This is a genomic window from Fibrisoma montanum (assembly GCF_003583365.1).
Classification (GTDB): domain Bacteria; phylum Bacteroidota; class Bacteroidia; order Cytophagales; family Spirosomataceae; genus Fibrisoma; species Fibrisoma montanum.
The window spans coordinates 272,384-296,916 of record NZ_QXED01000005.1; the positions used below are offsets into that span (position 1 = coordinate 272,384).

A 24,533-nucleotide genomic window follows, 5' to 3' on the forward strand; every position below is an offset into this window, starting at 1 on the left:
CCACGCCCTTTGCCCCAAGCCCAGGGCTATTCAGTTCGTAAACTCGTCACTGGATTCGCCAGGGCGGCTTTGATGCTTTGGAAGCTTACCGTTGCCAGGGCAATGCTGATCGCCAGTAGACCCGCCACGGCGAATACCCACCAGGCAATATCTACCTTATAAGCGAAGTCCTGCAGCCACTGATTCATGGCGTACCAGGCCAGCGGTGATGCCACCACAATGGCAATCAGTACCAGTTTCAGCGTGTCTTTCGACAGTAGGGCGACGATACTGGTTACGCTGGCACCCAGCACTTTGCGAATGCCGATTTCTTTCGTGCGCTGTTCGGCGGTATACGTTGTCAGGCCGAACAGCCCGAGGCACGACACGAGTACAGTCAGTACCGCAAATCCGTCGAAAAGTGTCATCATAAGCCGGTCTTTGCGGTATTGGGCGTCTACTGATTCATCCAGGAATGAGTAGTCGAAAGGAATATTCGGATAATGTTCCTTCCAGGCAGCCTGTACGATCGGCAGGTGTTCCGGCTGAAGTTTCAGCGTCAGGCTGGCTGGCGGGAACGTGTTGTAGATCAGCACCAGCGGCTCGACCGGACTGTGCAGCGACCGGTAATTGAAGTTCCTGACCACCCCAATCACCTTGCCCTTGTGCATGAAGCCTTCTATAGCCTGCCCAACGGCCTGCTGCCAGCCCGCCATCCTGACAAAGGCTTCGTTCACCAGAAAGCCCCCCGTCCGGTCAGCCTCCGACGTATTGGTCAGATTACGCCCGCTGATTATCTTCATGTTCAGCAGGGGAACAAACCGTTCATCAATGAAGAAGTAGTTGCTGGTAACCTCGCGTTTCTTTCCGTTCGCGCGGAAGAATGTAGTACCGACTGGTAGTATGGCGTCGGGCTGTAGCCCTGAACCAAGGGTTACGTCGGTAATTTCGCTACGCTGCCGCAATGTATTCGCCAACGCTGGTGCCAGAGTCCGGGCCAGTGAATCGTCGGGTAGGGGAACGGTCAGGACCTGGTTGCTCGAAAAGCCCAGCGACAGGCGTTGCAGGTAGTTCATCTGGCTACGGATAACCACCACGCCGACAATCATGGCGACGGTAAGGGTGAATTGAAACACAGTTATGCTTCGGCGCAGCCATAGCCCTGTGCCGAAATGCCCGAACCGTCCGCGCAGTACGTTCGCTGAGTCATAGCCGGAGAGCACGAAAGCGGGATACAGGCCACCCAGGACCGTTGTGACCAGTATGGACACAGCCGCCATCAATAACCCATCGGTCCAGTGGATCGAAAGCCGTATCTGCAGCAACGTATTGAAGTACGGAACAGCGACAACCAGAAGCCCGACCGCCAGACTGACGGCCAGCAGACTGAGCAGCAACGATTCTGACAGAAACTGCCCAATTAGTTGACTGCGCACGGCTCCGTTGGCTTTGCGAATGCCTACCTCTTTAGCGCGGCTGGTCGCCCGGGCAGTGAGCAGATTGATGTAATTCAGAATGGCGATGGCGAACACAAAAGCGGCCAGGAACGCAAACAGATAGCCGTACTGGCGGTTGCCCTTGGGGGTATCAGCCATCTTGCCCTGACTAAAATGCACATCGGCCAACGGCTCCGCCTGAAACCGGACCGCGTAGCCCTCGGCTCCCATCCGCTTGAATTCCGGTTGAATGTACGTCTGGCTGAGCAAGGCCAGTTTCTGCTCAAACGCCCGAAGGTTCGGCTGGTTCCGAAACAGCACAAACGTGTAGGCTGGAAAGTCTTCGCCTAACCAGGAAGTGGAGGTCGAAAAGTCTTTATGTAATAGGGCGCTAATGTGCAAGTCAGTGTTGGAGGGTAAGTCCGCAATCACGCCCGTGATCCGGTACGTTGTCTTGTTGCATTGGAAGAGTTCACCCAGCGCATTGGTTTGACCTACGTACTTTCGGGCAAACGACTCAGTCACCACGGCGCTGTTGGGCCTGGTTAAAGCCCCAAGCGGATCACCGGCCAGAAACTCGTACGAAAAAGCGTTGAAGGCATCCGAGTCGGTGTAGAATACGTCGGGCTGATTAAACAGCTTGTCACCATACCGAACCGTAGCCGATAGTGGTTCAAAGCGCACAGCCGCTTCCACTTCCGGGTAATTCTGCCTGAGGACGCTGGCCAACAGAATCGGGCAGGACGCCACGGACATCGGCGCTTCGGGTGTTTTCAGGCTGGTCGTAATCCGCACAATCCGATCGGCCTTGCTGTGATAGCCGTCGAAGGTAAACTCGTGCTTTACGTACAGAAACATGAGCAGACAGGCGGCTAACCCAACGGCGAGTCCTCCAATGGTTAAAGCGGTGTAAAGCCGGTTTCGGCGCAGGGTCCGCCAGGCGATTTTAAGGTAGTTGCGAAGCATAGTTGTAGGGGCTTGGAGCAAAGGGCGTGGGGCAAGGGGCTGGGGGTGGGGGTGGGTTTGTTACCCCACGCCCATTGCCCCCAGCCCTTTGCTATTCAGTTCGTAAACTTTTCACTGGATTCATCAGGGCAGCTTTGATGCTTTGGAAGCTTACCGTTGCCAGGGCAATGCCGATCGCCAGCAAACCCGCCAGCCCAAACATCCACCAGGCAATGTCAATCTTGTAAGCGAAGTCTTGTAACCACTCATTCATGGCGTACCAGGCAAGGGGCGACGCAAGTACAATGGCGATGAACACCAGTTTCAGGATGTCTATTGAAAGCAGGGATATAATACTAGCGACGCTGGCACCCAGCACTTTTCGAACACCAATCTCTTTTGTGCGCTGTTCGGATGTAAAAGCAATCAGCCCAAACAGGCCAAGGCAGGAGATAAGAATAATGAGCGTTGAAAACCAGGTGAGCAGGATTTTAGCTTTCTCTTCCTGCTGGTACTGTTTGTCGAAGCTTGTGTCCAGAAAAGCCGCTTCGAAGGGATACTCCGGTATGAGCGAAGCCCAGGCTGACCGGACGACCTCCACATCAGACGGCCTGAGCCGAACCAGCACGTTGAGCGGGTTGTCTGTCTGGTAATACAGCATCATGGGCTCAATCCGGTTGTGCAGCGACGCGAAGTGGTGGTCGCGTACCACACCAATTACCTGCCGAGGTAGCGAATCATTCGATGACGTCTTTACTGTCTGACCAATGGCCTGATCCATCCGCCAGCCCATCCATTTAACAAAGCTTTCGTTGACGATAACGGCCCGGTTTTTATCGCTGGCAAGTTCAGAATTGAAATTTCGACCCGCTTGCAGTTTGATTTGCAGTAGGTTCAGATAAGCCTCGTCGATACGGGCGAAAAATACCAACTGCTCAGTTTTCTGACCGTCGACTTCTCGAACGACACTCCCTTTTGCGTCATTGGTAATGGGACTCAGGCCCAGCGAAACGGCTTCGATGCGGCTGTTCTGGGCCAGCATCGTTTTCAGAACGCGCATCTTCTGTCGAATCGCTTCTTCGGCCGGCACACTCACTACCAGAACCTGCTCTTTCGTAAAACCGGGGTCTTTGCTACGTAGATAATCCGTCTGTTGCCGCACGACCAGCGTACTGACGATGAGACTTACCGACAGCGTAAATTGCAGTACGACCAGCGACTTTCGGGTCCACTGGCGACCCATTCCGCGTGATTGCCCTTTCAGTGCCCCCACCGGCTGAGCCGACGACAGGAACAGGGCCGGGTACAATCCGGTGAGCAAACCCACTAACCCAAGCCCGGCAAGCCCACCCGAAACGAATGACCAGTTGGGCAGCGTCAGCGGAATAGCGGTGAACTGTTCAAACACCGGACGAACCACAAGTATCACGCCCAGTGACAAAACAGTGCTCATGAGCATAACCAACCACGCTTCGCCGAGAAACTGACCAAGCAACTGATGGCTACCAGCTCCCATTACCTTTCGAATTCCGACCTCTTTCTGCCGCTTGGTAGCCTGAACCACGTACAGGTTCATGTAATTTATGCACGCAACCAGCAAAATAAATGCGGCCACAATGGAGAAAATAGTTAGGTACATCCGGTTGCCTTTGGGCGTATCATCGAACAGGCCATCAACGAAATGCAGCTCCGTGAGCGGTTGTAGCTGATGCTCTATTTTGATATCATACCCTAATGCCTTAATGCGGGGGGCTACCTGTGTCTTATCAAATTGAGCCAGCTTTCGGCGGAATCCACTTGCCTGCGTCTGATCGGCCAGGAGCACATACGTAAAACAGGACGTGTCAAATACGTCTTCAGCCGAAGCAGGGGCATCCCGCCAGGACAGAAGCGCGCTGAACCTTAGATCAGTGTTAGGCGGAAGGTCCTGCAATACGCCGGTCACTGTATAAGGCTGCTTATTCAGTATCAGGATTTTTCCAGTTGGATCGGCTGCGCCAAAATATTTCCCGGCTAATTGCTGAGTCAGCACCACACTATTGGGCTTGTCTAAAGCGGTTTTACTGCCGGAAAGCAACCGGTACGAGAACACGTCGAAAACGCTTTTATCCGTTTCGTACACATCGCCTTCGTTCGTCAGTTCATTGCCGTGTCGTTTGGTTGCTACGGGTACAGATTTGAATCGAACCGTTTTCAGCACCTCGGGATGTGTCTGCTGTAATCTAGGACCAACATCGGCACCCGACAGCGCCAGACCATCATCCGAATCAGCCATTTTGAATCGGGTGATGACGCGAAAGATCGAATCCGCCCGCTCATGAAACCGGTCAAATGTGAGTTCGTTCCAGACGTACAGACTTATCAGCCAGCAAGCGGCCATACTGACCGACAAGCCTATCATGTTGATCCCGGTGTAAAGCCGGTTTCGGCGCAGGGTCCGCCAGGCGATTTTAAGGTAGTTGCGAAGCATAGTTGTAGGGGCGTGGGGCCTAGGGCTTGGGGCTGGGGGCGGGTTTGTTACCCCACGCCCCAAGCCCCAAGCCCTGGGCTATTCGGTTCGTAAACTCGTCACTGGATTCATCAGGGCGGCTTTGATGCTTTGGAAGCTTACCGTTGCCAGGGCAATGCCGATCGCCAGCAAACCCGCTACGGCGAATACCCACCAGGCGATGTCGATCTTGTAGGTAAAGTCCTGCAACCACCCGTTCATGACATACCAGGCCACCGGCGAAGCGATGAGTATGGCAATCAGCACCAGTTTCAGGAAATCCTGGGAGAGCAAAGCGACGATGCTCGTGACGGATGCACCGAGAACTTTACGGATACCAATTTCTTTGGTTCGCTGAACCACTACGTGCGATACCAGCCCGTATAAGCCAAGGCAGCAAATCAGGATGGCAATCCCGGTGAACGCATTGATTAGTTTATTAATCATGTTTTCGGTCTGGTACAGGCTGGCTACCTGCTGGTCGAGAAACTCGTACTCAAATACCTCGTCGGGGTAGATTTGCTGCCAAACTTGTCGAATGCGTTCAAGCGTCTGCGCGGAGTTCTGACCCGAAATTCGAATGCCTGCTTTCCGGTACCAGTCGGCGTAACTGGCGATGACGCAAGGCCCAATTTCATCGCGCAGTGATTTCTGATGAAAATCGGTAACGACGCCCACAATAGGTAACGGAACGGGCGATAGGTAGTATTGAAGCTTTTTGCCCAGAACCTGCTGCGGATCATGAAAGCCAAGTTTGTGGAGCAGGGTTTCATTAATCAGGTACTCCCGGATGGTGTCGCTGGGTGTTATATTTCGGCCAGCCAGCAACTTTATACTGTACGTACTCATGTAATCGGCATCGCCCAGCCGCTCCAGCACCGGAAACTTGGCCCATTCGGCACTGCCATTGAATTTAAACGAACCGCCATAACCCAGGACGCTGGAAGGCGGCAGCACGGTTAAACTAACGGACCGTATATCGGTATACGACGAAAGCTGCTGTTTAAACGCATCCTGTTTCGCTTTTTGGCCCTGCGGCAACGTGATCGTTATCACATTGTCTTGCCGAAAACCCAGATCAGCCTGTTGCATGTATTGAAGTTGATAGGCCACCACGAATGCACCTAGAATCAACGCCTGGCAAACCGCAAACTGCGTGACAACCAGCACCCGGCGAACCGTAAAGCCACGACCAGACTGCCCAACCGCCGAACCGGTTAACCTGCCCCGCAGGGCAGCCAGTGGCGAGAAGCCTGACAGGACTGCAGCCGGGTAACCACCCGCCAGCAAAACAACAACGGTCAGCAACAGACCTACGAAACCCAATGTCAACCCATCGAGCCGTAGTGTCAGATTAAGTTGTATCCAATTGTTGAACAGCGGTAGTAACACAAGAACGAGCAGAATGGCCACGACCATAGCGGCCATAATAATCAGGGCTGTTTCGAGTAGAAACTGACCAATCAACTGACCCCGCGAACTGCCCAGCGTTTTTCGGACGCCTACCTCCTTACTACGCCGGAGAGCCTGTGCAGTAGCCAGATTGATAAAATTGATGCAGGCTGCTACGACCAATAAAATTCCAACAGCGCCCAGCGACCACAACAGCGAGGGACGAATGGCTCTGCCGGGATCACGGGCTATATCAAAATGAAACTCCCGCATTGGCTGCACCGTAAAGCGAAACACATTGGCGTCGGAGCCGTAATGCTTCTTGGCAAGGGCTGGCAGCGCCCGTTGCAGACTTACGGCTGACTCCGGATTTTTGAGCGTAGCGTACAGCCGGTTGGTGCTGTTCAGAAACCCCCAGTCCGCTACGTTGAAATCCGGCGACAGCTTTTTCAACGTAGCCATTGAGATAAATAAATCCAGGTCAGTGTCGGTCGTGGCAGGTGGGTCAGCCAGCAGGCCGGTCACGGTAACATCGCTTTTGTTGTTAAGGGTCAGTACCTGGCCAATCGGGTTGGTGTCACCGAAGTACTTCTTCGCCCAGGATTCGGTCAGGACAACCATATTGGGCTCACGCAGGGCGGTTTTCGGATTGCCCTGCAACCAGGTATAAGTCAGCACATCAAACCATTCCGGCTCCACCAATCCTGTCCCTTTGTGTTCCAGAAAGCGTATGGTTTCCTGCTGACCCCGGCGTTTGACACTGACCGTTAAGTCGCGGTTCATTATCAAAAAAGCCGCCTGGTCGACCTGCGGATACTGGGTACGTAACACCTGGGCCATCGGAAGTGGCGCTTCGGGATTGTATTCTGTGTAACCGTCGGGGAGGTACACATCCGTAGCGATGCGAACGATGCGGTCGTAGTTGGCGTGGTGCCGGTCGGTGCTGAGGTGATGACGTAAAAAGAGGAAGATTACCAAAGCCCCCGCTACACCAACCGATAGGCCGATGGTGTTCAATAGCGCATAGCTACGTTGTGTGCGCAGGTGCCGAAGGGCAATAGTGAAGTAGTTCTGAAACATGAATGTCCGTACCCTGATTCGGCGGTCAAGGTACGGACGATGTTGATATCTAGGCTGTTAAAAAAAGTTAAGCCTTGTAAGCGGCTTCTGTTGGATTACTTCAACACCACCCACTTGTTGACCGAGTTGGCGGGGCCTTCGAGCCAGATTTTGTAGAACGACGATGGTTTGTCTTTCACCGGGACGCTGAACTGCTGCTGGCTTAACGGCACCTGGCCAACCAGTTGATACGTGTCTTTGCCGCCGGTTTCAAACTGATTGGTGGTTGCCAGCCAGACCTTGACGCTGCCGGTTGGTTCCAGCGTTTTCCAATGGATTTGCAACGTGCCGTTGTCAAGCACAACCTGCGGGTCGGCCAGGGAAACCGGTCCCAGCAGGGAAACCCCGTCTACTTCCGGCACCAGATCGTTGGGAATGTCGATGCGCATAAATCGGGCTATTGTCGGCATCAGATCAACAATACCCGGTGCAAACTGCCGCCCGTAGGTGTTCAATCCCGGCTGGTTAGACACAACCCAGGTGGTCCGCTCGCGATCCGACTGCCCACCGTGGTTAAGTCCGGTTTTAGCGTCGCGGCCGTGGTCGGTGGTAATAATCAGCAGCCAGTCTTCCGGAAATTGTTGCTGACGTAGCTGAAACGCGCGGCTGAGCCGCCCGATCTGGGCGTCCATTTTTCTGACGGCCTCGTCCATCTGGGGGCTGTCGCCGTACTTATGCCCAATGTCGTCGGTGAACTCAAGATACACCCACGACAGGTCGGGGGCCTGGCTGGTCAGGCAGGTAACGGCTTCGTCGATGACCCGGTTGTCAATCCGGTTCATAAATGTCCGTTCCTGGTCGTGCGGGAAATTCACGGTATCCAGCTCGTAGCCATCAGCATGGTAATCAACGTTGATAGTACCGGTCTGGGGCAGGCCGTCGCCCACCAGTTTGGTGCGGTTATCCAGCCAACTGCTGAATACAGCCGTTTTTTTATGAGGATACTGATTTTTGAGAAGCCGAAAAAGGGTGGGGTAGTGGTAGTTGGGTGCTTTGATGTCGTTGCCCCAGACGTTGTGTTTGTTCACCCAGGTGCCCGTCAGCAGGCTATTGTAACCCACCGCCGAGATGGTCGGCGTTTGTGAATACGTCCCTTTCTGCCCTCCCACGTACGCCCGTTTGTAGAAGCCAGCCTTCGCCAGACTGTCCAGATGGGGCGTCGGCACCTTCTCAATCACGTCGGCCGGTATCCCATCGACGATAACAAAGACAGCTTTGGGCGTGCGGTTTTGAGCCAGTAAGGAAAACGGCGCAGCAACGGTCAGCAGGGCAAGAGCGAACAGCTTTTTCACGATACGTATGCAAATGAACTAATCGGACCCAAAAATAACGGTTCGTCTTCGTCCTGGCCGACAGGCTACGTTAAGCATTCGTTACGGATACAGCAGATACTTCTTCCGCATCGTTTTATAGTCAGACAACCCCGGCTCCCAGCTCTGGCGTATCTCTTTTTCACTCGCGCCGGCGATGATCTGCTTTTTCAGGTTTTCGGTGCCCGCCAGCTTATCGAAGTTGCCGATCTCCTTACTCTGGCTTATGTCAAAAAAACGCGCTTTGTCGGGATAGGCCTTGTACAGCTCCATGAGCCATTGCAGGTTGAGTTGCCGGGTTTTTCGGAGGGCATTGGTATCGTACTTCCGCAGGTCGAGACCATAACAATCCGTATCCTGGTGCAGGGGCGCTTCTTTCATACCTTTGATGCTGACCGGCCGGAACGAGAACGAATAGGTACCCTTCAGGGCCGGAGCGCCCAGCACCGTGAACGGGATGTAGGTGCCCCGGCCCTGACTGATGATAGTGCCTTCGAACAGACAAACACTCGGATAAAGGAGGATAGACTGCTGGGTATTCAGGTTTGGCGAAGGGGCCACCGGCAGTACGTAGGGGGTGTCGTGCGTGTAGTTAGCTACCTTGATGATCTTCAGTTTGCACGAATTTTTGGGTAGGCTCCAGCCTTCCCCGTTAATCATTTGGGCAAACTCGCCAATGGTCATGCCGTGCGTAATGGGAATCCTGTGCTTGCCGATGCCCGAATGCAGGTGATCTTCCAGAATGGGGCCATCCACGATAAAACCGTTGGGGTTGGGCCGGTCCAGAATCAGTAATTCTTTGTTGGCCTCGACGCAGGCTTCCATAATGTCATTCAACGTATTGATATACGTATAAAAGCGGGCCCCTACGTCCTGGATGTCGAAGATCAGCAGATCAATCTTGTCTAGCTGCTCTTTCGACGGTTTCCGGTTTTTGCCGTACAGCGAGATAATGGGAATCCCGGTTTTGGCATCGACTTCATCGGCAACCCTGGCTCCGTTGCTGGCGTTACCGCGAAAGCCGTGTTCGGGTCCGAATACCATAACGATGTTCACGCCCAGGCTTTGCAGACTGTCTACGCTGGGTTTACTGCCGATGATGGAAGTCGGGTTGACCACCATCCCGATCCGTTTTCCTTTGAGATACGGCAGGTAAGCCGATACCTGATCGGCACCCGTGATCAGATTCGGCTTCGACGGACCAGTACCAACAGGGGCGTTTGGTTGCGTAACGGGCGTTGGGTCGATAAACGGTGTCGCGCACAGCCCCAGTACCAGCGGGAGCCAGACAATGGAAAACGATTTCATACAATTCAGATCAGCAATAAGGCGGCAAGTTGAACAGAAAACGAGAATGTGCCAAACCTAACAAAAAGACCCAGCCTGGAAAACTCTTCGATGGACACGTAGGTCAGGATACTGCGAGCGGATAGTTATAGTGTGGAAAGCAGATTAAGCCGGTACGTAGTAGGGGTGCTCTTGTAATGGCGTTTGAACAGCTTGTTAAGGTGGCATACGTCGGTGAAGCCAAATTCGTCGGCAACCTCCGACACGGTCAGTGAGGTCTGCTGAAGTCGCCTGGCCACTAATTTGAGCTTGTGCCGGATAATAAACTGCTGAATGGAAGCGCCGACCTGCTGCTTGAACAGGGCGCTCAAATGGCTGGGCGAGTAATTGAAGGCATCAGCAATCGTATCCATACGTAACCGATGCGGCTCACCGATATAACGAGTGATGTAGGCGATCACCCGCCGGGTAATTTCCGACGAATGCGTGGGCTGCACGGATGTGGTCGGGGCAGACCGGGCGAGCAACCGGCAGACCAAACTCAGAATAACCGCCATCAATGATTCAACAATGCAATTGTCGGAAGATGGGCGCAGGCTTTGCTTCTCCGCCAGCAGCATGACTACCAGTGCCCGAAGCTTGTCCTGGTCGGCGACGTCGGTGGCAATTGATCCCAGGCAGGGCGAGGTGGCGGCATCGAGATAGCCCCACGTATGGTTTTCCCGGGCGGGCAAGCTATCAACGAAGAACCGCGAAAACGAAAGCCGGTAAACGCTTGTTCGCTGCGCCATCGAAAAGCTGTGCTGATCCTGAGCAGCCAGGAAGAAGACATCCCCCGGGCCATACACAACCGGATTTCCATTGACTACGAGGTGGCCTTCGCCCGCCTGAACCAGAATCAGTTCCTGACAATCAGGCCACCGCTTCGGCATAATCCGCTGATCCAGTTTAACATGTTCGACAAACCAGGATTCCGACTGAGAACTGCGTTGTGTAAGCATGAGTAGTGAAGGTTTATGGCTACTGCTACCGGAACCAACACAATGCCATTCTGACAACGTAGCCATCCGGTTTTGAAAAGATTGTTGATTGTCAAAGGGTTATTAAATTTAGAGGTAAATCGGTATCCTCCACTATAGTAGAGACTCCAATATATTGGAGAGGCTGGCTGGAGTCGTTTTGGAGGTTTATCTTTACCGGTAGTCAACGTTCTTAATCCGACATGCTGCCCGTCAACGAGCCAACCGCCCTGCCTTCCCTGCTCATAGTGGAAGACGAGTTTCTGATTGCCAACGATCTACGGCGGATGCTCACCAAGGCAGGCTACCGGGTAGCGGGTATTGCCGGGTCCGTAGCGGAAGCCAAAGAACTGCTGGGCAATCAGCAGACCGACATTGTGCTGCTGGATATTTTTCTGGACGGCCCGGAAACGGGTATTGACCTCGCCCAGTGGCTGAACCGGCAGGCCATTCCGTTCGTGTTTCTGTCGGCTAATTTGACGGATAGCCTGCTCGAAGCAGCCAAGGTGACCCAGCCGTTCGGATTCCTGACCAAACCCTTCCGGGAGAAAGACGTACTGTCGACGCTGGAGATTGCCCGGTACCGCCATGCGCACAGCGAAGAAGCCAAACTACGTCAGCAGCAAAGCATTCAGATCGCGGTCAATAACGCCAGTATCAATATTCAGGACCGCGAACAGTTTTGTCTGGCCATTGCCGAACAGATCAATCGATTCGTACCGTTCTCATTTCTCACCTTCCGGATTAGTTTGCCGGACGACTCCTCGTTTTACTGGCTCATGCTGGAAAAAATGGGCGACAACGCGTTCAGGCGGATAACCCTGGCGACTCTGCTACCGGACGAAGCCGATACAATCCTACCGCAAAAACCTGATAAAGAAGCGCCGGATCCGCTGGGCGAACAGACAGGCGTATTCTGTGGGGAAGCATTTGAGCGGCTCTGCGGGCAATACGTTACCGTGCGGGCCAGTCGGGATCGGTTCGGCGTACGGTCGCTGGCCCTGTTTCCGATTCCGCTGAAGCGCAATGCCGTAACCACGATTATGCTGTCGAGTACTCTTGCCGATGGGTTTACGGACCAGGATTACCAGACGGTCAGCCTGATCTGCCCGCAGATTGCCCTGACCCTGGATAATCTGCTCGCTTATGAAGAACTGGACACACGTCGGCAGGTAAAGGCCATTGAACTCGCCATTGCCAATGCGTTCCGCAGTGGGGTGAGCATGAACACCATGCTCACGCAGGTGGCCGGGTCGATCAACGAGTTGCTGCCCTTTGATCTGCTGGCGCTGTACCGAACCGACGAGCAACGGACCTCGGCAGTTAGTACACTCAGTACGGTGCAGAAAATGAATGGCCGTTTTGAGCCGCTGGATGTTCAGTCGTTACCCGTGTATACCACAATCAGCCCGGCAGCCTGGGCTGCCACCCTGGATTCGCTGCAAACCTGGCTCGCCAAGCCCACGCTCCATGTAGGCTTTCAGTTTACCGATCAGGCAGCCACCAACGTACTTGACGGGCTTTTTCGGAAAACGCTGGGGCTGCAATCCATTATGTACGTGCCCGTTTTTGTCAGCGATCAACCGGCGGCCTCGCTTATACTGGCCAGCAAAGTCCCCTACGCTTTTACGTACCGAGACCTGCACACCCTGCAGGACATCAGCGTTCAGATGGCGCTGGCGCTGGACAATGTGCTTGCCTTCGAGCGGATTAACCAATTGAGCAAGCGGCTGGAACAGGAGAAAACCTACCTCGCCGAAGAGATCAAAACCAGCTACAATTTCGGGGAAATCATTGGTCAGAGTGCGGTCATGCAGGCTGTGTTTACCAACATTAGCCAGGTGGCTCCTACCGACGCGACCGTGCTGATCCTGGGCGAAACCGGAACGGGTAAAGAACTGGTGGCTCGCACGGTGCATACCCTCTCACCACGGAATGGGCGGCCCATAGTCAAGATTAACTGTGCCGCGCTGCCTGCCCAACTGATTGAATCGGAGCTGTTTGGCCACGAACGGGGCAGTTTTACGGGAGCCACCGAGAAGCGCATCGGCAAGTTTGAACTGGCCGACAGCGGTACGCTGTTTCTGGATGAAATTGGTGAACTGCCCCTCGAACTACAGGCCAAACTCCTGCGGGCCATTCAGGAAAAGGAAATCGAACGCATTGGCGGCAAAGGGCCTATCCGCATCGATGTCCGGATTATTGCGGCCACCAACCGCAACTTGCAGGAAGAGGTTGCTAAAGGCCGGTTCCGGTCGGATCTCTACTACCGGCTGAACGTATTTCCGATTGTGGTGCCGCCCCTGCGAGAACGTACCGACGATATTCAGCCGCTGGCGCTGCATTTTCTGCGACGCATCAGCAAGAAACTGGGTAAACCCCTGACCGGCATTGCCAACGACGCCCTTCGGCAGATATTGACGTATTCCTGGCCCGGCAATATCCGGGAACTGGAACACGTACTGGAACGGGCCGCTATACTGTCGCGCTCAACGACGCTGGAACTGGCCGAACCACTGCGGTCGGCACCCTCGTCCGACGAACCAGCGTTTACCGAACCGCGAAGCGATTACGTACGGCCCATCAACGAAACCATGCGGACGGCTATCCTGGCTGCTCTGGCCAAATCGGGCGGGCGTATCCGGGGGCAGGGCGGAGCGGCCGAACTGCTGCACCTTAAACCCACAACGCTGGAGGCCCGGATGAAAAAACTGCGCATCAGCGTCCCGCCTAAATCGACCGGTAGCTGAGCTACAAGTCCGGCAATAACGCCGTTTTGGGCAAAACAGCGCTATTTTTTTGTGGGGCTAAAGTCCAGTTGTATGCCAACGCCCTGGGCATGGCGAATCTGGAGCTGGCCCCCAATCTGGCGGCTCAGGCCCTGAATCATCGTCAGGCCCAGCGTATTGCTGCGGGCAGGGTCGAACTCGGCGGGGAAGCCCACACCATTATCCTCAATAATGAGCCGGTATGCTGGTTGGGTCAGCGGCTGCAGGCTAACGCGAATCACCCCCGACGGGTGGGTACCAGTAGCGCAGGCCGGAAAGGCGTATTTAAGCGAATTGGTAACAGCCTCATTGATGATTAGCCCAATGGGCGTAGCCAGATTCACATCGAGTCGGACCGGAGCCACCTCCAGTTCTGCCCGGACAGCCGGCTGGGTGTTGAATGATTCCAGCAGATAGTCAATCAGTTCGCCGATGTATCCGGCCATATCTACCTTCGACAGATGATCCGATTCGTACAGCCGCTGATGAATCAGCGCCATGGTCTGAACCCGATTCTGACTTTCCCGGATGGCGGTCAGGGCTACCGAATCCTGCAGATAGTCCGACTGCGCGTTCAGCAGGCTGGTGATGACCTGTAGATTGTTCTTCACCCGGTGGTGGATTTCTTTGAGCATCCATTCTTTCTCCACCAGCAGCGCTTCTTTCTCGGTGACGATCTGTTCGAGCGACTGGTTTTTCTGGTCAATCTCCCGCTGTTTGGCTTCCAGCAGTCGGTTACTCCGCTGTTTGAGCCGGTAGCGGTTGTAGCTGACACCCAGCAGACCCGCCAGCAGAACGGCCCCAATCATCATGGCAGTCTGGTTTGTTCTGGCCCGTTTCAACGCCGACTGCTGGAGTTCGCTCTGCTTGGTCAGCAGCGCAATATTCTGCTCTTTCGCCCGCGTGTCGTACTGAATCTGTAGCTGGGAAAGCTGTCTGCTTTTCGCTTCGTTGAACAGGGAATCGTTCAGGGTTTTGTACAAACGGAAATGGTTAATGGCCGACAGGTAACTGCCCTGCGCCGAATCGACCCTGAACAGCATGAAATGAATGTCCCTCAGCGACGACAAAGCTTCTTTCTGGGGTAGTATGGTCAGGGCTTTTGTCAGATAATCACCAGCCTCTTTATACCGCTGCTGCCGGAGGTAGAAAGCGCCTAACTCCTGCCTGACGCGCAGTGACCCTTCGAAGTCGAGTCCGTTCTTTTCGTACCAGTACAGCGCTTCCAGGTAAGACCGCTCGGCCAGCCGGTTGTTGTTTAACGCTTCGTAGCAATACGCCAGATTCTGCGCCACGCAACCTTTCTGGATAATGGTATTCGTTGGAATCTCCTTGACCAGTTGCTGAATGAAATGGAGAGCTTCGGTTGGTTGTCGTCTGTTAATCATGTCTTTAGCAATAGTCCCGGCGGCATTGAAAAGCGCAAAATTTGGAAGTCGTTCCCGACGCCAGGCCGTGAACGACTTTTTGGCCCAGTCAATGTGCTTCTGGTGATTGCCGGCCACTTCATATACCTGCGCCAGATCGCCGTAAAAAGCCGCTGCCGAGGCTGTATCTGCTGTTTTGTGCATGGTATCGATGCACAGCAGCGCGTATCTCAGGGCACCGTTCAAATCGCCTTTGACGCGGCTGATGGACGATAACAGATTGTAGGTATAGTGTAAATTAGGATAGTGAATGGCTCTGTACCGCTTCAGAACGGCGAGGAGTTCAGTTTCGGCCAGCGCCAGCTTGCCTTCATAAAAATGGGTAACCGCAACTTCTTTCAGGGCATATAGCTCACTTTCGGGTTTAGAAATGGACCGATAGATAGCCGCTGCCCGCCGGAAATTGGCCACCACCTTTATTGAGTCCGGCGCGTAGTTGCGGAGCCAGATGGCGAATCTGGTTCGGGCTATGGCTTCGCCTTCTTTATCGCCCGACCGCTGGCAGTTCGCGATAAGACTCGCAAACCGTGACCGGCCGCTGGCCGTATGGCCGCTTTCCAGATCAGCGACGATCAGTAAACTTTCGGTTTCGTGTTGCCGGGTCACCAAATGCAGTGAGTCACTTAATTTCCTGGCCCAGTTGAGGTACATCCGGCTGCTGTCCAGATCGGCTTTCGACTCCCCCGGTTTGTAAATGTGAAACTTGCCTAATTCGAGTAAAATAGCAACCCTATGGTCATCGGCTCGGCTTTTCGGCAAATCATCGAGCAGGCCATTCACGCGTTGCCGGTTTATGTTCTGTCCGTTCGATACCAGCGCAGCCAGCAACAACACGAACAGCACGGAAATCCGCCTGTAACCGGAGACTATTTTAAGGGTGGCCAGTAAATGACCCGCACGTTTAGCCGCACCTGGCTGCATATTTTCGGGAGTTACGCAGGCGCAACCCGTTGCAAAACTGGTTAGCAAGCCTGCCAATGAGGGCGCTGTTCGACAAATATACACCGTCACCTGGCAAGGCGCTTTCGTCCCGATCAAGGTTTATACAGCCAGCGGGCCACCAGCCGAACGTAACGGGGCATAATGACAAACGTCATCAGGCCAACGATGAGCAGGCTGGTTACGAACGCGCGAACCACCGGAACCGCAAGTATGGGAAAGGCTGTCAGGGCCGGGCCGAGGAGCTGCGGAATCAGAAATGATAAGGGAAAAATGGCAGATAAGGTTATCAGAAACTGTTTATAAGCCGGGGCTACTTTGTGGCTGGGTGGTGTGAACCAGAATTCAAGCCCGGTCCTGATATCGATTCGTTCGACTTCGTTCAGCAGCGGACGTACTTCGTCAAGGAGTCGTTTGCGGGTGTCGGAGGCCAGCCAGTCGCGCAGGTAGGCCTCCGACTCAAAATGCAGCACAATGGTATATTCCTCGCTCTGCCCGTGCGGCCGAATTACGTTTACGCCCCGGTGTCCCGGTGCCGTCTGGGCCAGCGGAACAATTTTGTTTAACCAGTTTTCGTAAGCCTGAACAGACTGCCGGTAAGGCCGCTGGACGATGATGGTCGTAACAGCACTGTTGGAATCGATGGAAATGCCTGCAGCCATACATTGCACTTAATTAGTGTATGCGCCCATTCAGGGAATGTGTTCAGGGCGCTTACTAGTAACGACCATCGGCACGAAATACGGCTGTAAGCCAGGCCGACGGATGGGATCAAACCGGTTTTAAAAAGCTAATTCTGTCATCCCGACGCCAGGACCGGGCCGCCGGGATGACAAAAGATTAACGTTGCCGTTTGGCCTTAATCCGCCCGTTTGTTTAGCCAGCTCAAAATATCCTGCATGACAATCTCCCGGTCTGTATCATTCAGCAAATCGTGATAATGCCCTTCATACAGTTTCAGTGTTTTATCGTCGGATGAGGCCGTGTCATAAAAATACTGACTGCCACTGGGTTTGGTGGCTTTGTCGGCAGTACCGTGCAGGATCAGCAGGGGTAGGTTTATGGTAGCCATCTCAGCCTTTAGTCGTTCGTCGGCAAGCGACAATTGCTGTACAGTTTTCGTCGGCTGGACTTCATCCGCAATAAGCGGGTCATTATTCATAAAGTCAACTACGGCCTGATCGCGGGAAAAATCCTCGTTTTTCAGTCGCAGTACGTGGGCATGGGGGAATACGTGGCTTAAACCCCTTAGAACAGCCACGGCAAAATCGGGGGCAGGCACCTGAAACGCGAAACTTTCACAAATGAAACCGCTGAGCTTCTCCTGATGCTCCAATGCATAAACAGACGACAAAACACCGCCCGCACTATGCCCCAGCAGGAACGTAGGCAAGCCCGGATGGGCGGCTTTGGCAAGATCGACTAACTTGTCCAGCTCTTTGACAAACGCTTCATAGTCGGCTATGTAGTACCGTTCTCCATCGGAGTTTCCCCGGCCCGGAAAGTCAATGCCGTAGACTTCATAATTCTGAGCCGTTAGCTGTTCGGCAGCCCATTGAAAGTAGCCACTGTGTGAGTTAAATCCGTGGGCCAGAACGACAAGGGCTTTTGGCGCGTCGGCTGCATGCCAGTTCTTGTAGGAAACAGCAAGGCCCTGTTCCGAAACGAACGACTTGGTTTGGGGTTGACTAAGGGTTTGCATTGTATTTGTAGTGTTTGGTTTCCTGGTAAACTCGTCAGTTGGTCCGCAGCACCGGGAGCGCCTTTTCAATTCGGTCCCGGGAAGCTGCGTACTGTTTAGGTAGTTTAAGGTGGCTGCCCAGTTCGGCCAGCGGCTCATCAACCGTAAAGCCCGGATTGTCGGTCGCGATCTCAAACAGAACACCACCGGGTTCGCGGAAGTAGAGCGAAAAAAAGTAGTCGCGGTCAATCTTCGGGGTGATCTGTAAGCCACTGGCCAGAATCTTTTCCCGAAATGCCATCTGAACCGTGTCGTTGGCCACCCGAAAAGCAACGTGGTGATTCGTCCCGGCGGCATTGCGGCCCATTTGTCCATCCGGCTCTTCGAGCAGGTCAACGATGGCGGCTTCGGGTACGGCATCCGTTCGGAACCGGTACCTATTACCTTCCTGCGCCAGTTGCCGATACCCGAAAATATCGGTCAGGATCTTCGCCGTAGCGTCTATTTTTTGCAGTGTCAGCGTAATGGTATGGAACCCCCGGGTGGCCATGTCCTGCCTGACCGTGTCAGTTTCCCAGGCTATGCGGTTGTCGGGCTGTTGGGAAACAACCAGCGTCAGTGCCAGCCCGTCGGGGTCTGTAAACGGAAGATACCGTTCGCCGAAACGCTCGGCCTGTTCACCCATCGATACGCCAGCCTCGCGGAAGCGGGCAACCCAATTGTCCAGACTACCGGCTGGTACTGAATAGCCAATTTCGGTCGCCATACCGGTACCGTTCCGACCGGGGCCGATGCCTTCCCAGGGGAAGAACGTCAGAATGGTACCGGGAGCCCCCTGCTCATTGCCGTAATAAAAATGGTAGGTGGTGGGGTCGTCGAAATTAACCGTTTTCTTGACCATGCGCAGGCCAAGTACCCGAGTATAAAAATCGTAGTTGCGTTGGGCGTTGTTGGCAATGGCCGTTATGTGGTGAAGACCTAAAATTGAATCGTTCATGGCAAAAGGGTTAAGCAGCAATACCGATTGGTTTACAGAATGAAGACAGGCTGACCCGTCTCGAACGTGTAGGGGTCAGCCTGTCGCGGGCTATGATTCTGATTGCAAAAAGGCCAGTAAGTCCGCATTGATCGTAGCGGCTTCGGTGGTTGGCATGCCGTGCGGAAAGCCGGGATACGTGATCAGACGACCGTTCTTCAGAAGTTTAATGGCTTTGTGGGCGGTAATCTGAATAGGTACAATCTGATCATCTTCTCCGTGCATGACCAGTACCGGTACGTCGATGCTTTTGAGGTCTTCGGTGAAATCAGTTTCCGAGAACGCTTTAATGCCATAGTAGTGAGCATTGATCCCCCCCATCATTCCCTGGCGCCACCAGTTGTCCCGTACACCTTGTAAAACCTTGGCTCCCTCCCGGTTATAGCCGTAAAACGGCAGGGTAAAATCCTGAAAATATTGGGGACGGCTGGTAGCCGTGTTTTCCCGAATCTCATCAAACACGGAAATTGGTACCCCGTCTGGATTCGTTTCGTTTTGTACCATCAGCGGGGTGACCGCACTAATGAGAACCGCTTTGGCCACCCGCCCCTGTCCGTACCTGGCAACGTAGCGGGCTACTACCCCGCCCCCCGTTGAGTGCCCAATGTGAATAGCATTGCTCAGGTCGAGGTGATCGACCAGCTCGGCGGCATCGGCGGCATAAGTGTCGATGTCGTGTCCGTTGGGTGATTGAGTAGAGCGTCCGTGGCCCCGTCGATCAAGGGCAACGACCCGATACCCGTGCTTCAGAAAAAACATCAGTTGAGCGTCCCAGTCATCGCTGGATAACGGCCAGCCGTGGTGAAAGACAATGGGCTGACCTGTTCCCCAGTCTTTGAAATAGATCTCGGTACCGTCTTTAACAGTTAGCGTAGGCATATTCTTTCGCTTTAATGGTTAGTAAGTTCCGGAGCGGTTGAGGCTCTCCGGTTGACTGAGACAAAGTTGGGGGGAGGTGACGGACGAATCGCGGTACGAATTGCGGGAAATGCGGTACTTTCAGCGGTTCTTGAAGGAAGAGCGGGTGTGCCTGCCTACAGGGTGCGGGCGTTCGAGATTATAGAGATCAGCCGCACCGGAAAAGGTCAGTTGCTTCTGCCCAACGATTTCGATGGCCGTATGGGAGCTATTGAGCGCAGAAAAGCACGTATCAACCAGACAAAAGGCAGCGCTGTGGGAGGGAATCCCGCCAGCCACGAAAAGCATACAACGACCCCGGATTTGTATAATCCGACCGCCAGCCGATGGGGCGACCTTTGCATGGTTTACCAACTAAATCAATGCAATCATGAGCAACGTAGTGATTATCACGGGAGCCTCCTCCGGTATTGGAAAAGAAAGTGCCAGGTTGTTTGCCCGGCATGGGTATCGGGTATTTGCCACGGCCCGTAACGTAGAGCGCATGAAGGACCTTGCGGCCCTCGGCTGCGTTATGATTCCGATGGACGTAACCGATGAAGAGAGCATTCAGCAGGCGTTTAAGCAAATTTACGCCCAGACCAGTCGGGTAGACGTACTGGTGAACAACGCGGGTTTCTCTCAGAACGGTTTTTTTGAGGAACTGACTCCGCAACACCTTCGCTATCAGTTTGAGGTGAACGTTTTTGGGCTGGTGCGGGTGACCCAGATGGTGCTCCCAATCATGCGGAAGGCCCGGCAGGGGCGCATTATCAACGTCGGTTCGGTCGGAGGGGATTTCACGACGGCCGGGGCCAGCGCCTACCACGCGTCGAAATACGCGCTGGAAAGCTTGACTGATGGCCTGCGTCAAGAGATGAAAAACTTTGGCATCGACGTAGTACTGGTCAAACCCGGTGGGGTCGAAACCGAATTCATCAACAATGCGGCCTCGTTCTATCCCGAGCCGATTGCCGGTAATCCGTACGGGGCGATGCGCGAGAAATTTCTGAAGATGACCGAAACCATTCTGGACTCGACCAACAGTTCGTTTCCGATCCTGAAAGCCACGGAGGTGGCAAAAGCTATATTTGACAGCACAACGGCCAGCCAGCCACGCACCCGCGTGCGGGTAGGGCGGACCGCCAGGATGATACCGCTTATGAAGGGCGTACTGAGCGACCGCGCCTTCGACAACATGATTATGGGCCAGCTTGGTTTGAACAAATGAGCGACTTTCTGAAGATAGACTCCATTAGTCAGCTGCACCGGATGCTGGGGTACGAAAAACCCCGGCATCCGTTGGTAACCGTGATCGACTACGGCCAGGTTACGGCTCACCCGGAGCATTACAACGTCAGAATCGTGGTCGATTTTTACGTCATCAGCCTCAAGAGCCCCGCTCCCAGGTCCATGCAGTACGGTCGGCAGTACTACGACTTCGAGGAAGGAACGATGATGTTTATGGCGCCGGGGCAGGTCTTCTCCGTTCAGGCGTTCAACGAAGAGACACAGTACGAGGGCTGGGGACTCTACTTCCACCCCGATCTGCTCGCTCATTCCGATTTGGGCCGGAAGATGAAGGACTACACATTCTTTTCCTACGCCGTCAGCGAAGCCCTGCACGTGTCGGACGAGGAGCGGCAAACCCTTTCGGTGCTGGTTGATACGATACGCAGCGAATACAGCGGGAACCTGGACCCCTACAGCCAGCGGGTGATTGTTACGGCAATTGAACAACTGCTCAACTACGCCCACCGCTTTTACGGGCGGCAGTTTCTGACCCGGCAAAAGCTCAATACGGACCTGGTTTCCCGGTTTGAGGAACTGCTGATCGGCTACTTTCAGACTAACCAGCAGCGCGAAAACGGCCTGCCGGGTGTAGAATACCTGGCCGGCCAGCTGGGTCTTTCAGCCGGCTACCTGACCGATCTGCTGAAACGGGAAACGGGTAAAACGGCTAAGGAGTATGTCCAGCACTACGTCATCGAACAGGCCAAGCTGAGGTTGTTGAGCACCAGCGAAACCGTCAACGAAATTGCCTATGGGCTGGGCTTTGAGTATCCACAGTACTTTAACCGGCTCTTCAAAGCAAAAACCGGCATGACCCCCATGGCGTATCGGACTCCAAATTGATGGGGCCTGGCAGAGATTCCCCATTCTCCTCTGCCAAGCCCTATCGTTACTCGCTTCGTAAGCTTTTGACCGGATTAACCAACGCTGCTTTGATAGCCTGGAAACTGACCGTTAGCAACGTGAGGAGTACCGCGCCCAGGATTGCCACCGCAAAAATCCACCACGACAGCTCCGTACGGTACTGGTAATTCTGAAGCCAGCCGCTCATGAAGTAATAGGCAATCGGGACGGCAATCAGGCAGGCGATGAGGACCAGCACCACAAAGTCTTTCGAGAGCATCTGCCACACGTTGGCCACCGACGCGCCCAGCACTTTGCGAATGCCAATCTCCTTAGTGCGTTGCTCAGCCGTAAAGGAAGCCAGACCAAATATCCCCAGGCAACTAATTAATACAGCCAAACCCGCAAAGAAAGTAGATAGCTTCCCAATTCGTTCTTCGGCACCAAACTTGGCTCTGTACTCATCATCCACGAACTTGTACTCGAACGGAACCGAAGGTACTACTGCCTTGAAGACGGCCTCTATCTTCGATAAAGCATCATTGACGCTGGTCTGCGGGTTGATCTTAACAAATAGCCATCGCTTGTAGCCCCGTAGCGAAAAGATCGTCGGGCGAACCGGCTCGAAGGGCGAATCCATCACCATATCCTTGATAACTCCCAGAATTCGGAACGTGCCTTTGTGCCAATCGTCCGATCGAACGATTTCGCCGACCGGTTTTTTTAGACCCATCACTTTTACGGCTGCTTCATTAACTACTAAGCCCGAGGAGTCACTCGGAAATTGCCGCGAAAAGTCGCGTCCTGCTACAAATTGCCAGCCAATAGTTTTGCCGTACTCATACGAAACGCCCAGCGTGCCGAAGTCGTCATCAGCTCCAGGGACTTTACCGGTCCATTCAAAGCCCGTGTTATTGGAGCCGACTTTCGTGAGTGGACTGGCCGATTCGGCCACTTCGTAGACTACACCGGTTCGGAGCAGTTCGCCACGGAGCACATCAACCTTGTCCAACAAGCCATTCTCGGGGAAACTCAACAGGCCATTGCGCGAGTATCCAACCGGACGATTCTTGACGAACTGAATCTGGTGATGCACGACAAGGGTACCGATAATTAAGGCAATGGAAATTGTGAACTGAAAAACGACCAACAGCTTGCGGGAGTAAGCCGCCGAACGTCCGCTTAAGATACCACCTTTCAATGTCCTGATTGGCTGCAAGGAAGACAGATAGAAAGCCGGATAGCTGCCCGCTAACAAGGCCGTGAATCCAGTGAAGGTTAGACCTGCAATCCAGAAAACCGGATTTGTCCACAGAAGGGCTATTGTCTTATCAGCAACGCCATTAAACCAAGGTAGTATAACCTGAACTATCCCTAAACACACCATAAAGGCAAGCCCGGCCATGAGCAGTGATTCACTCAGAAACTGCCCAACCAACTGAGCCCGCTGCGAGCCAACGGCTTTGCGGATGCCTACCTCTTTAGCGCGTTTTTCGGAGCGGGCGGTTGACAGATTCATAAAGTTGATGCAGGCCAAGAGCAGCACAAACACGCCGATGATACCATAAAACCACACAAACTTTACTCCCTCACTCGTGACCTTGACTCCGTTTTCAAAGGTTGAATACAAATGCCACTGACTCATGGGGTGCAGAAATACTTCCGGCTTTTGGGCTGCTTTTTTCGCATCCAAGTGCTTGAGCATGATGTTCTTCAGTTTACTCGAAACTTGCTCAAACGTGGTATGAGGGGCTATCTGCACGTAGATGGGGAAATTGTTTTCGCCCCACTTGTCCTGCGCTTCCTTTACCCACGGGTTAATTGACGCGTATAAATCAAAGGGGGCGATATAGGTTACGTCTTTGAATTCGGAATTAGTAGGTAAATCTTTATACACGCCTGTCACTTTGGCTTCTGCTTTCGTGTCAATCGTCACAATCTGGTTAATCGGGTCAGCGCCACCGAATAACTTTTGAGCCAGCGATGCCGACAGCAGAATAGAGTTTGTCTCCCGAAGACTGGCCCGGCTCCCGCGAAGCATGCGTAAGCTCAGCATATCCGGCGCTTCGGATTGCATGAACCGCCCGGATTGCGTGAACTCATCGTCGCCGTTGGCAATAATGTAATTCACCGGCTGCGTTGACATGACAACGTGGGTGAAGTCACCGCTAAAGGACGACCGTAGTTCCTGGCCAAGCGGAGTCGGACTGGATTGACCACCCGTTTCTTTCTTGCCGTCGATGGTAAAGTGCCGCAGGACCGTGGCGATGCGGTCGTAGTTCTGGTGATATTTATTGTAAGATAGCTCGTCCCAAACCCACAGCCCAATCAGCATAGCAACGGCCATACCGCTCGCTAAACCGGTAATATTGATGAATGAGTACACCCGGTTCTTAGCCAGATTCCGGAACGCGACGGTCAGATAATTGCGGATCATGTCAGTGTGTGTTGGTCTGGGATACTCACTTTTTTGTCGTTTTATAAGCGAGGGGCGCATCAGGCTTACCACGTCGCGTATGTAGCGCCACCGCGCTTTTTGCACCCCTACTGTTGCTACTCGTTCATGAAACAGCTCATTGAGGTCGCCCTCCATCTCGTCGAGTCGGTGCGGGGCGCAGAACCAGCGCAGCAGGCGCGTAGCCCAGCGCGGGGGTGAAGGTCTGACTGACGCCAT

At 53.9% G+C, this 24,533-nt stretch carries 16 protein-coding genes; 3 read left to right on the top strand and 13 right to left on the bottom strand.

All coding sequences use genetic code 11. The features are described from left to right. Window positions 1–26: 26 nt before the first annotated feature. From DYU11_RS18050 to DYU11_RS18075, 6 genes are all read right to left on the bottom strand, one after another. On the bottom strand, window positions 27–2,381 hold the full coding sequence (locus DYU11_RS18050) for an ABC transporter permease (RefSeq protein ID WP_119669102.1): 2,355 nt from the start codon (window positions 2,379–2,381) through the stop codon (window positions 27–29). Between the two features lie 91 nt (window positions 2,382–2,472). Then, on the bottom strand, window positions 2,473–4,830 hold the full coding sequence (locus DYU11_RS18055) for an ABC transporter permease (RefSeq protein WP_119669103.1): 2,358 nt from the start codon (window positions 4,828–4,830) through the stop codon (window positions 2,473–2,475). A gap of 78 nt (window positions 4,831–4,908) precedes the next feature. Then, on the bottom strand, window positions 4,909–7,320 hold the full coding sequence (locus DYU11_RS18060) for an ABC transporter permease (RefSeq protein ID WP_119669104.1): 2,412 nt from the start codon (window positions 7,318–7,320) through the stop codon (window positions 4,909–4,911). 95 nt (window positions 7,321–7,415) lie between these two features. Further along, window positions 7,416–8,651 carry an alkaline phosphatase family protein gene (locus DYU11_RS18065; protein WP_229365916.1) on the bottom strand — a complete coding sequence of 412 codons (1,236 nt, stop codon included), beginning with the start codon at window positions 8,649–8,651 and terminating at the stop codon, window positions 7,416–7,418. 81 nt (window positions 8,652–8,732) lie between these two features. Then, window positions 8,733–9,977, bottom strand: a complete 1,245-nt coding sequence (locus DYU11_RS18070; protein ID WP_119669105.1) for an exo-beta-N-acetylmuramidase NamZ family protein — start codon at window positions 9,975–9,977, stop codon at window positions 8,733–8,735. Between the two features lie 125 nt (window positions 9,978–10,102). Next, window positions 10,103–10,957: an AraC family transcriptional regulator gene (locus DYU11_RS18075; RefSeq protein ID WP_119669106.1), complete on the bottom strand. Its 855-nt coding sequence runs from the start codon at window positions 10,955–10,957 to the stop codon at window positions 10,103–10,105. Between the two features lie 221 nt (window positions 10,958–11,178). Between DYU11_RS18075 and DYU11_RS18080 the strand changes: the two genes are divergently transcribed. Then, window positions 11,179–13,725 carry a sigma 54-interacting transcriptional regulator gene (locus tag DYU11_RS18080; protein ID WP_119669107.1) on the top strand — a complete coding sequence of 849 codons (2,547 nt, stop codon included), beginning with the start codon at window positions 11,179–11,181 and terminating at the stop codon, window positions 13,723–13,725. Window positions 13,726–13,766: 41 nt separating this feature from the next. Here the strand turns inward: DYU11_RS18080 and DYU11_RS18085 are convergent, their stop codons facing one another. From DYU11_RS18085 to DYU11_RS32990, 6 genes are all read right to left on the bottom strand, one after another. Beyond that, window positions 13,767–16,091, bottom strand: a complete 2,325-nt coding sequence (locus DYU11_RS18085) for a histidine kinase dimerization/phosphoacceptor domain -containing protein (RefSeq protein ID WP_119669108.1) — start codon at window positions 16,089–16,091, stop codon at window positions 13,767–13,769. A 113-nt stretch (window positions 16,092–16,204) separates the two neighbouring features. Further along, window positions 16,205–16,771: an antibiotic biosynthesis monooxygenase gene (locus DYU11_RS18090; RefSeq protein ID WP_119669109.1), complete on the bottom strand. Its 567-nt coding sequence runs from the start codon at window positions 16,769–16,771 to the stop codon at window positions 16,205–16,207. Between the two features lie 197 nt (window positions 16,772–16,968). Beyond that, on the bottom strand, window positions 16,969–17,811 hold the full coding sequence (locus tag DYU11_RS18095; RefSeq protein WP_119669110.1) for an alpha/beta hydrolase: 843 nt from the start codon (window positions 17,809–17,811) through the stop codon (window positions 16,969–16,971). A gap of 34 nt (window positions 17,812–17,845) precedes the next feature. Further along, window positions 17,846–18,787: a ring-cleaving dioxygenase gene (locus DYU11_RS18100; RefSeq protein WP_119669111.1), complete on the bottom strand. Its 942-nt coding sequence runs from the start codon at window positions 18,785–18,787 to the stop codon at window positions 17,846–17,848. Between the two features lie 90 nt (window positions 18,788–18,877). Continuing rightward, on the bottom strand, window positions 18,878–19,705 hold the full coding sequence (locus DYU11_RS18105) for an alpha/beta fold hydrolase (RefSeq protein WP_119669112.1): 828 nt from the start codon (window positions 19,703–19,705) through the stop codon (window positions 18,878–18,880). Window positions 19,706–19,825: 120 nt separating this feature from the next. Further along, a complete protein-coding gene (locus DYU11_RS32990; RefSeq protein ID WP_147367961.1) occupies window positions 19,826–20,032 on the bottom strand; it encodes a hypothetical protein in 207 nt (68 codons plus the stop codon). A gap of 82 nt (window positions 20,033–20,114) precedes the next feature. Between DYU11_RS32990 and DYU11_RS18110 the strand changes: the two genes are divergently transcribed. Beyond that, a complete protein-coding gene (locus DYU11_RS18110) occupies window positions 20,115–20,954 on the top strand; it encodes an SDR family NAD(P)-dependent oxidoreductase (RefSeq protein ID WP_119669113.1) in 840 nt (279 codons plus the stop codon). Further along, on the top strand, window positions 20,951–21,859 hold the full coding sequence (locus DYU11_RS18115) for a helix-turn-helix domain-containing protein (RefSeq protein ID WP_119669114.1): 909 nt from the start codon (window positions 20,951–20,953) through the stop codon (window positions 21,857–21,859). Before DYU11_RS18110 ends, DYU11_RS18115 begins: the two co-directional genes overlap by 4 nt. Window positions 21,860–21,905: 46 nt before the next feature. On the opposite strand, the gene DYU11_RS18120 is transcribed toward DYU11_RS18115, so the two are convergent. Beyond that, on the bottom strand, window positions 21,906–24,533 hold the full coding sequence (locus DYU11_RS18120) for a permease prefix domain 2-containing transporter (protein ID WP_119669115.1): 2,628 nt from the start codon (window positions 24,531–24,533) through the stop codon (window positions 21,906–21,908).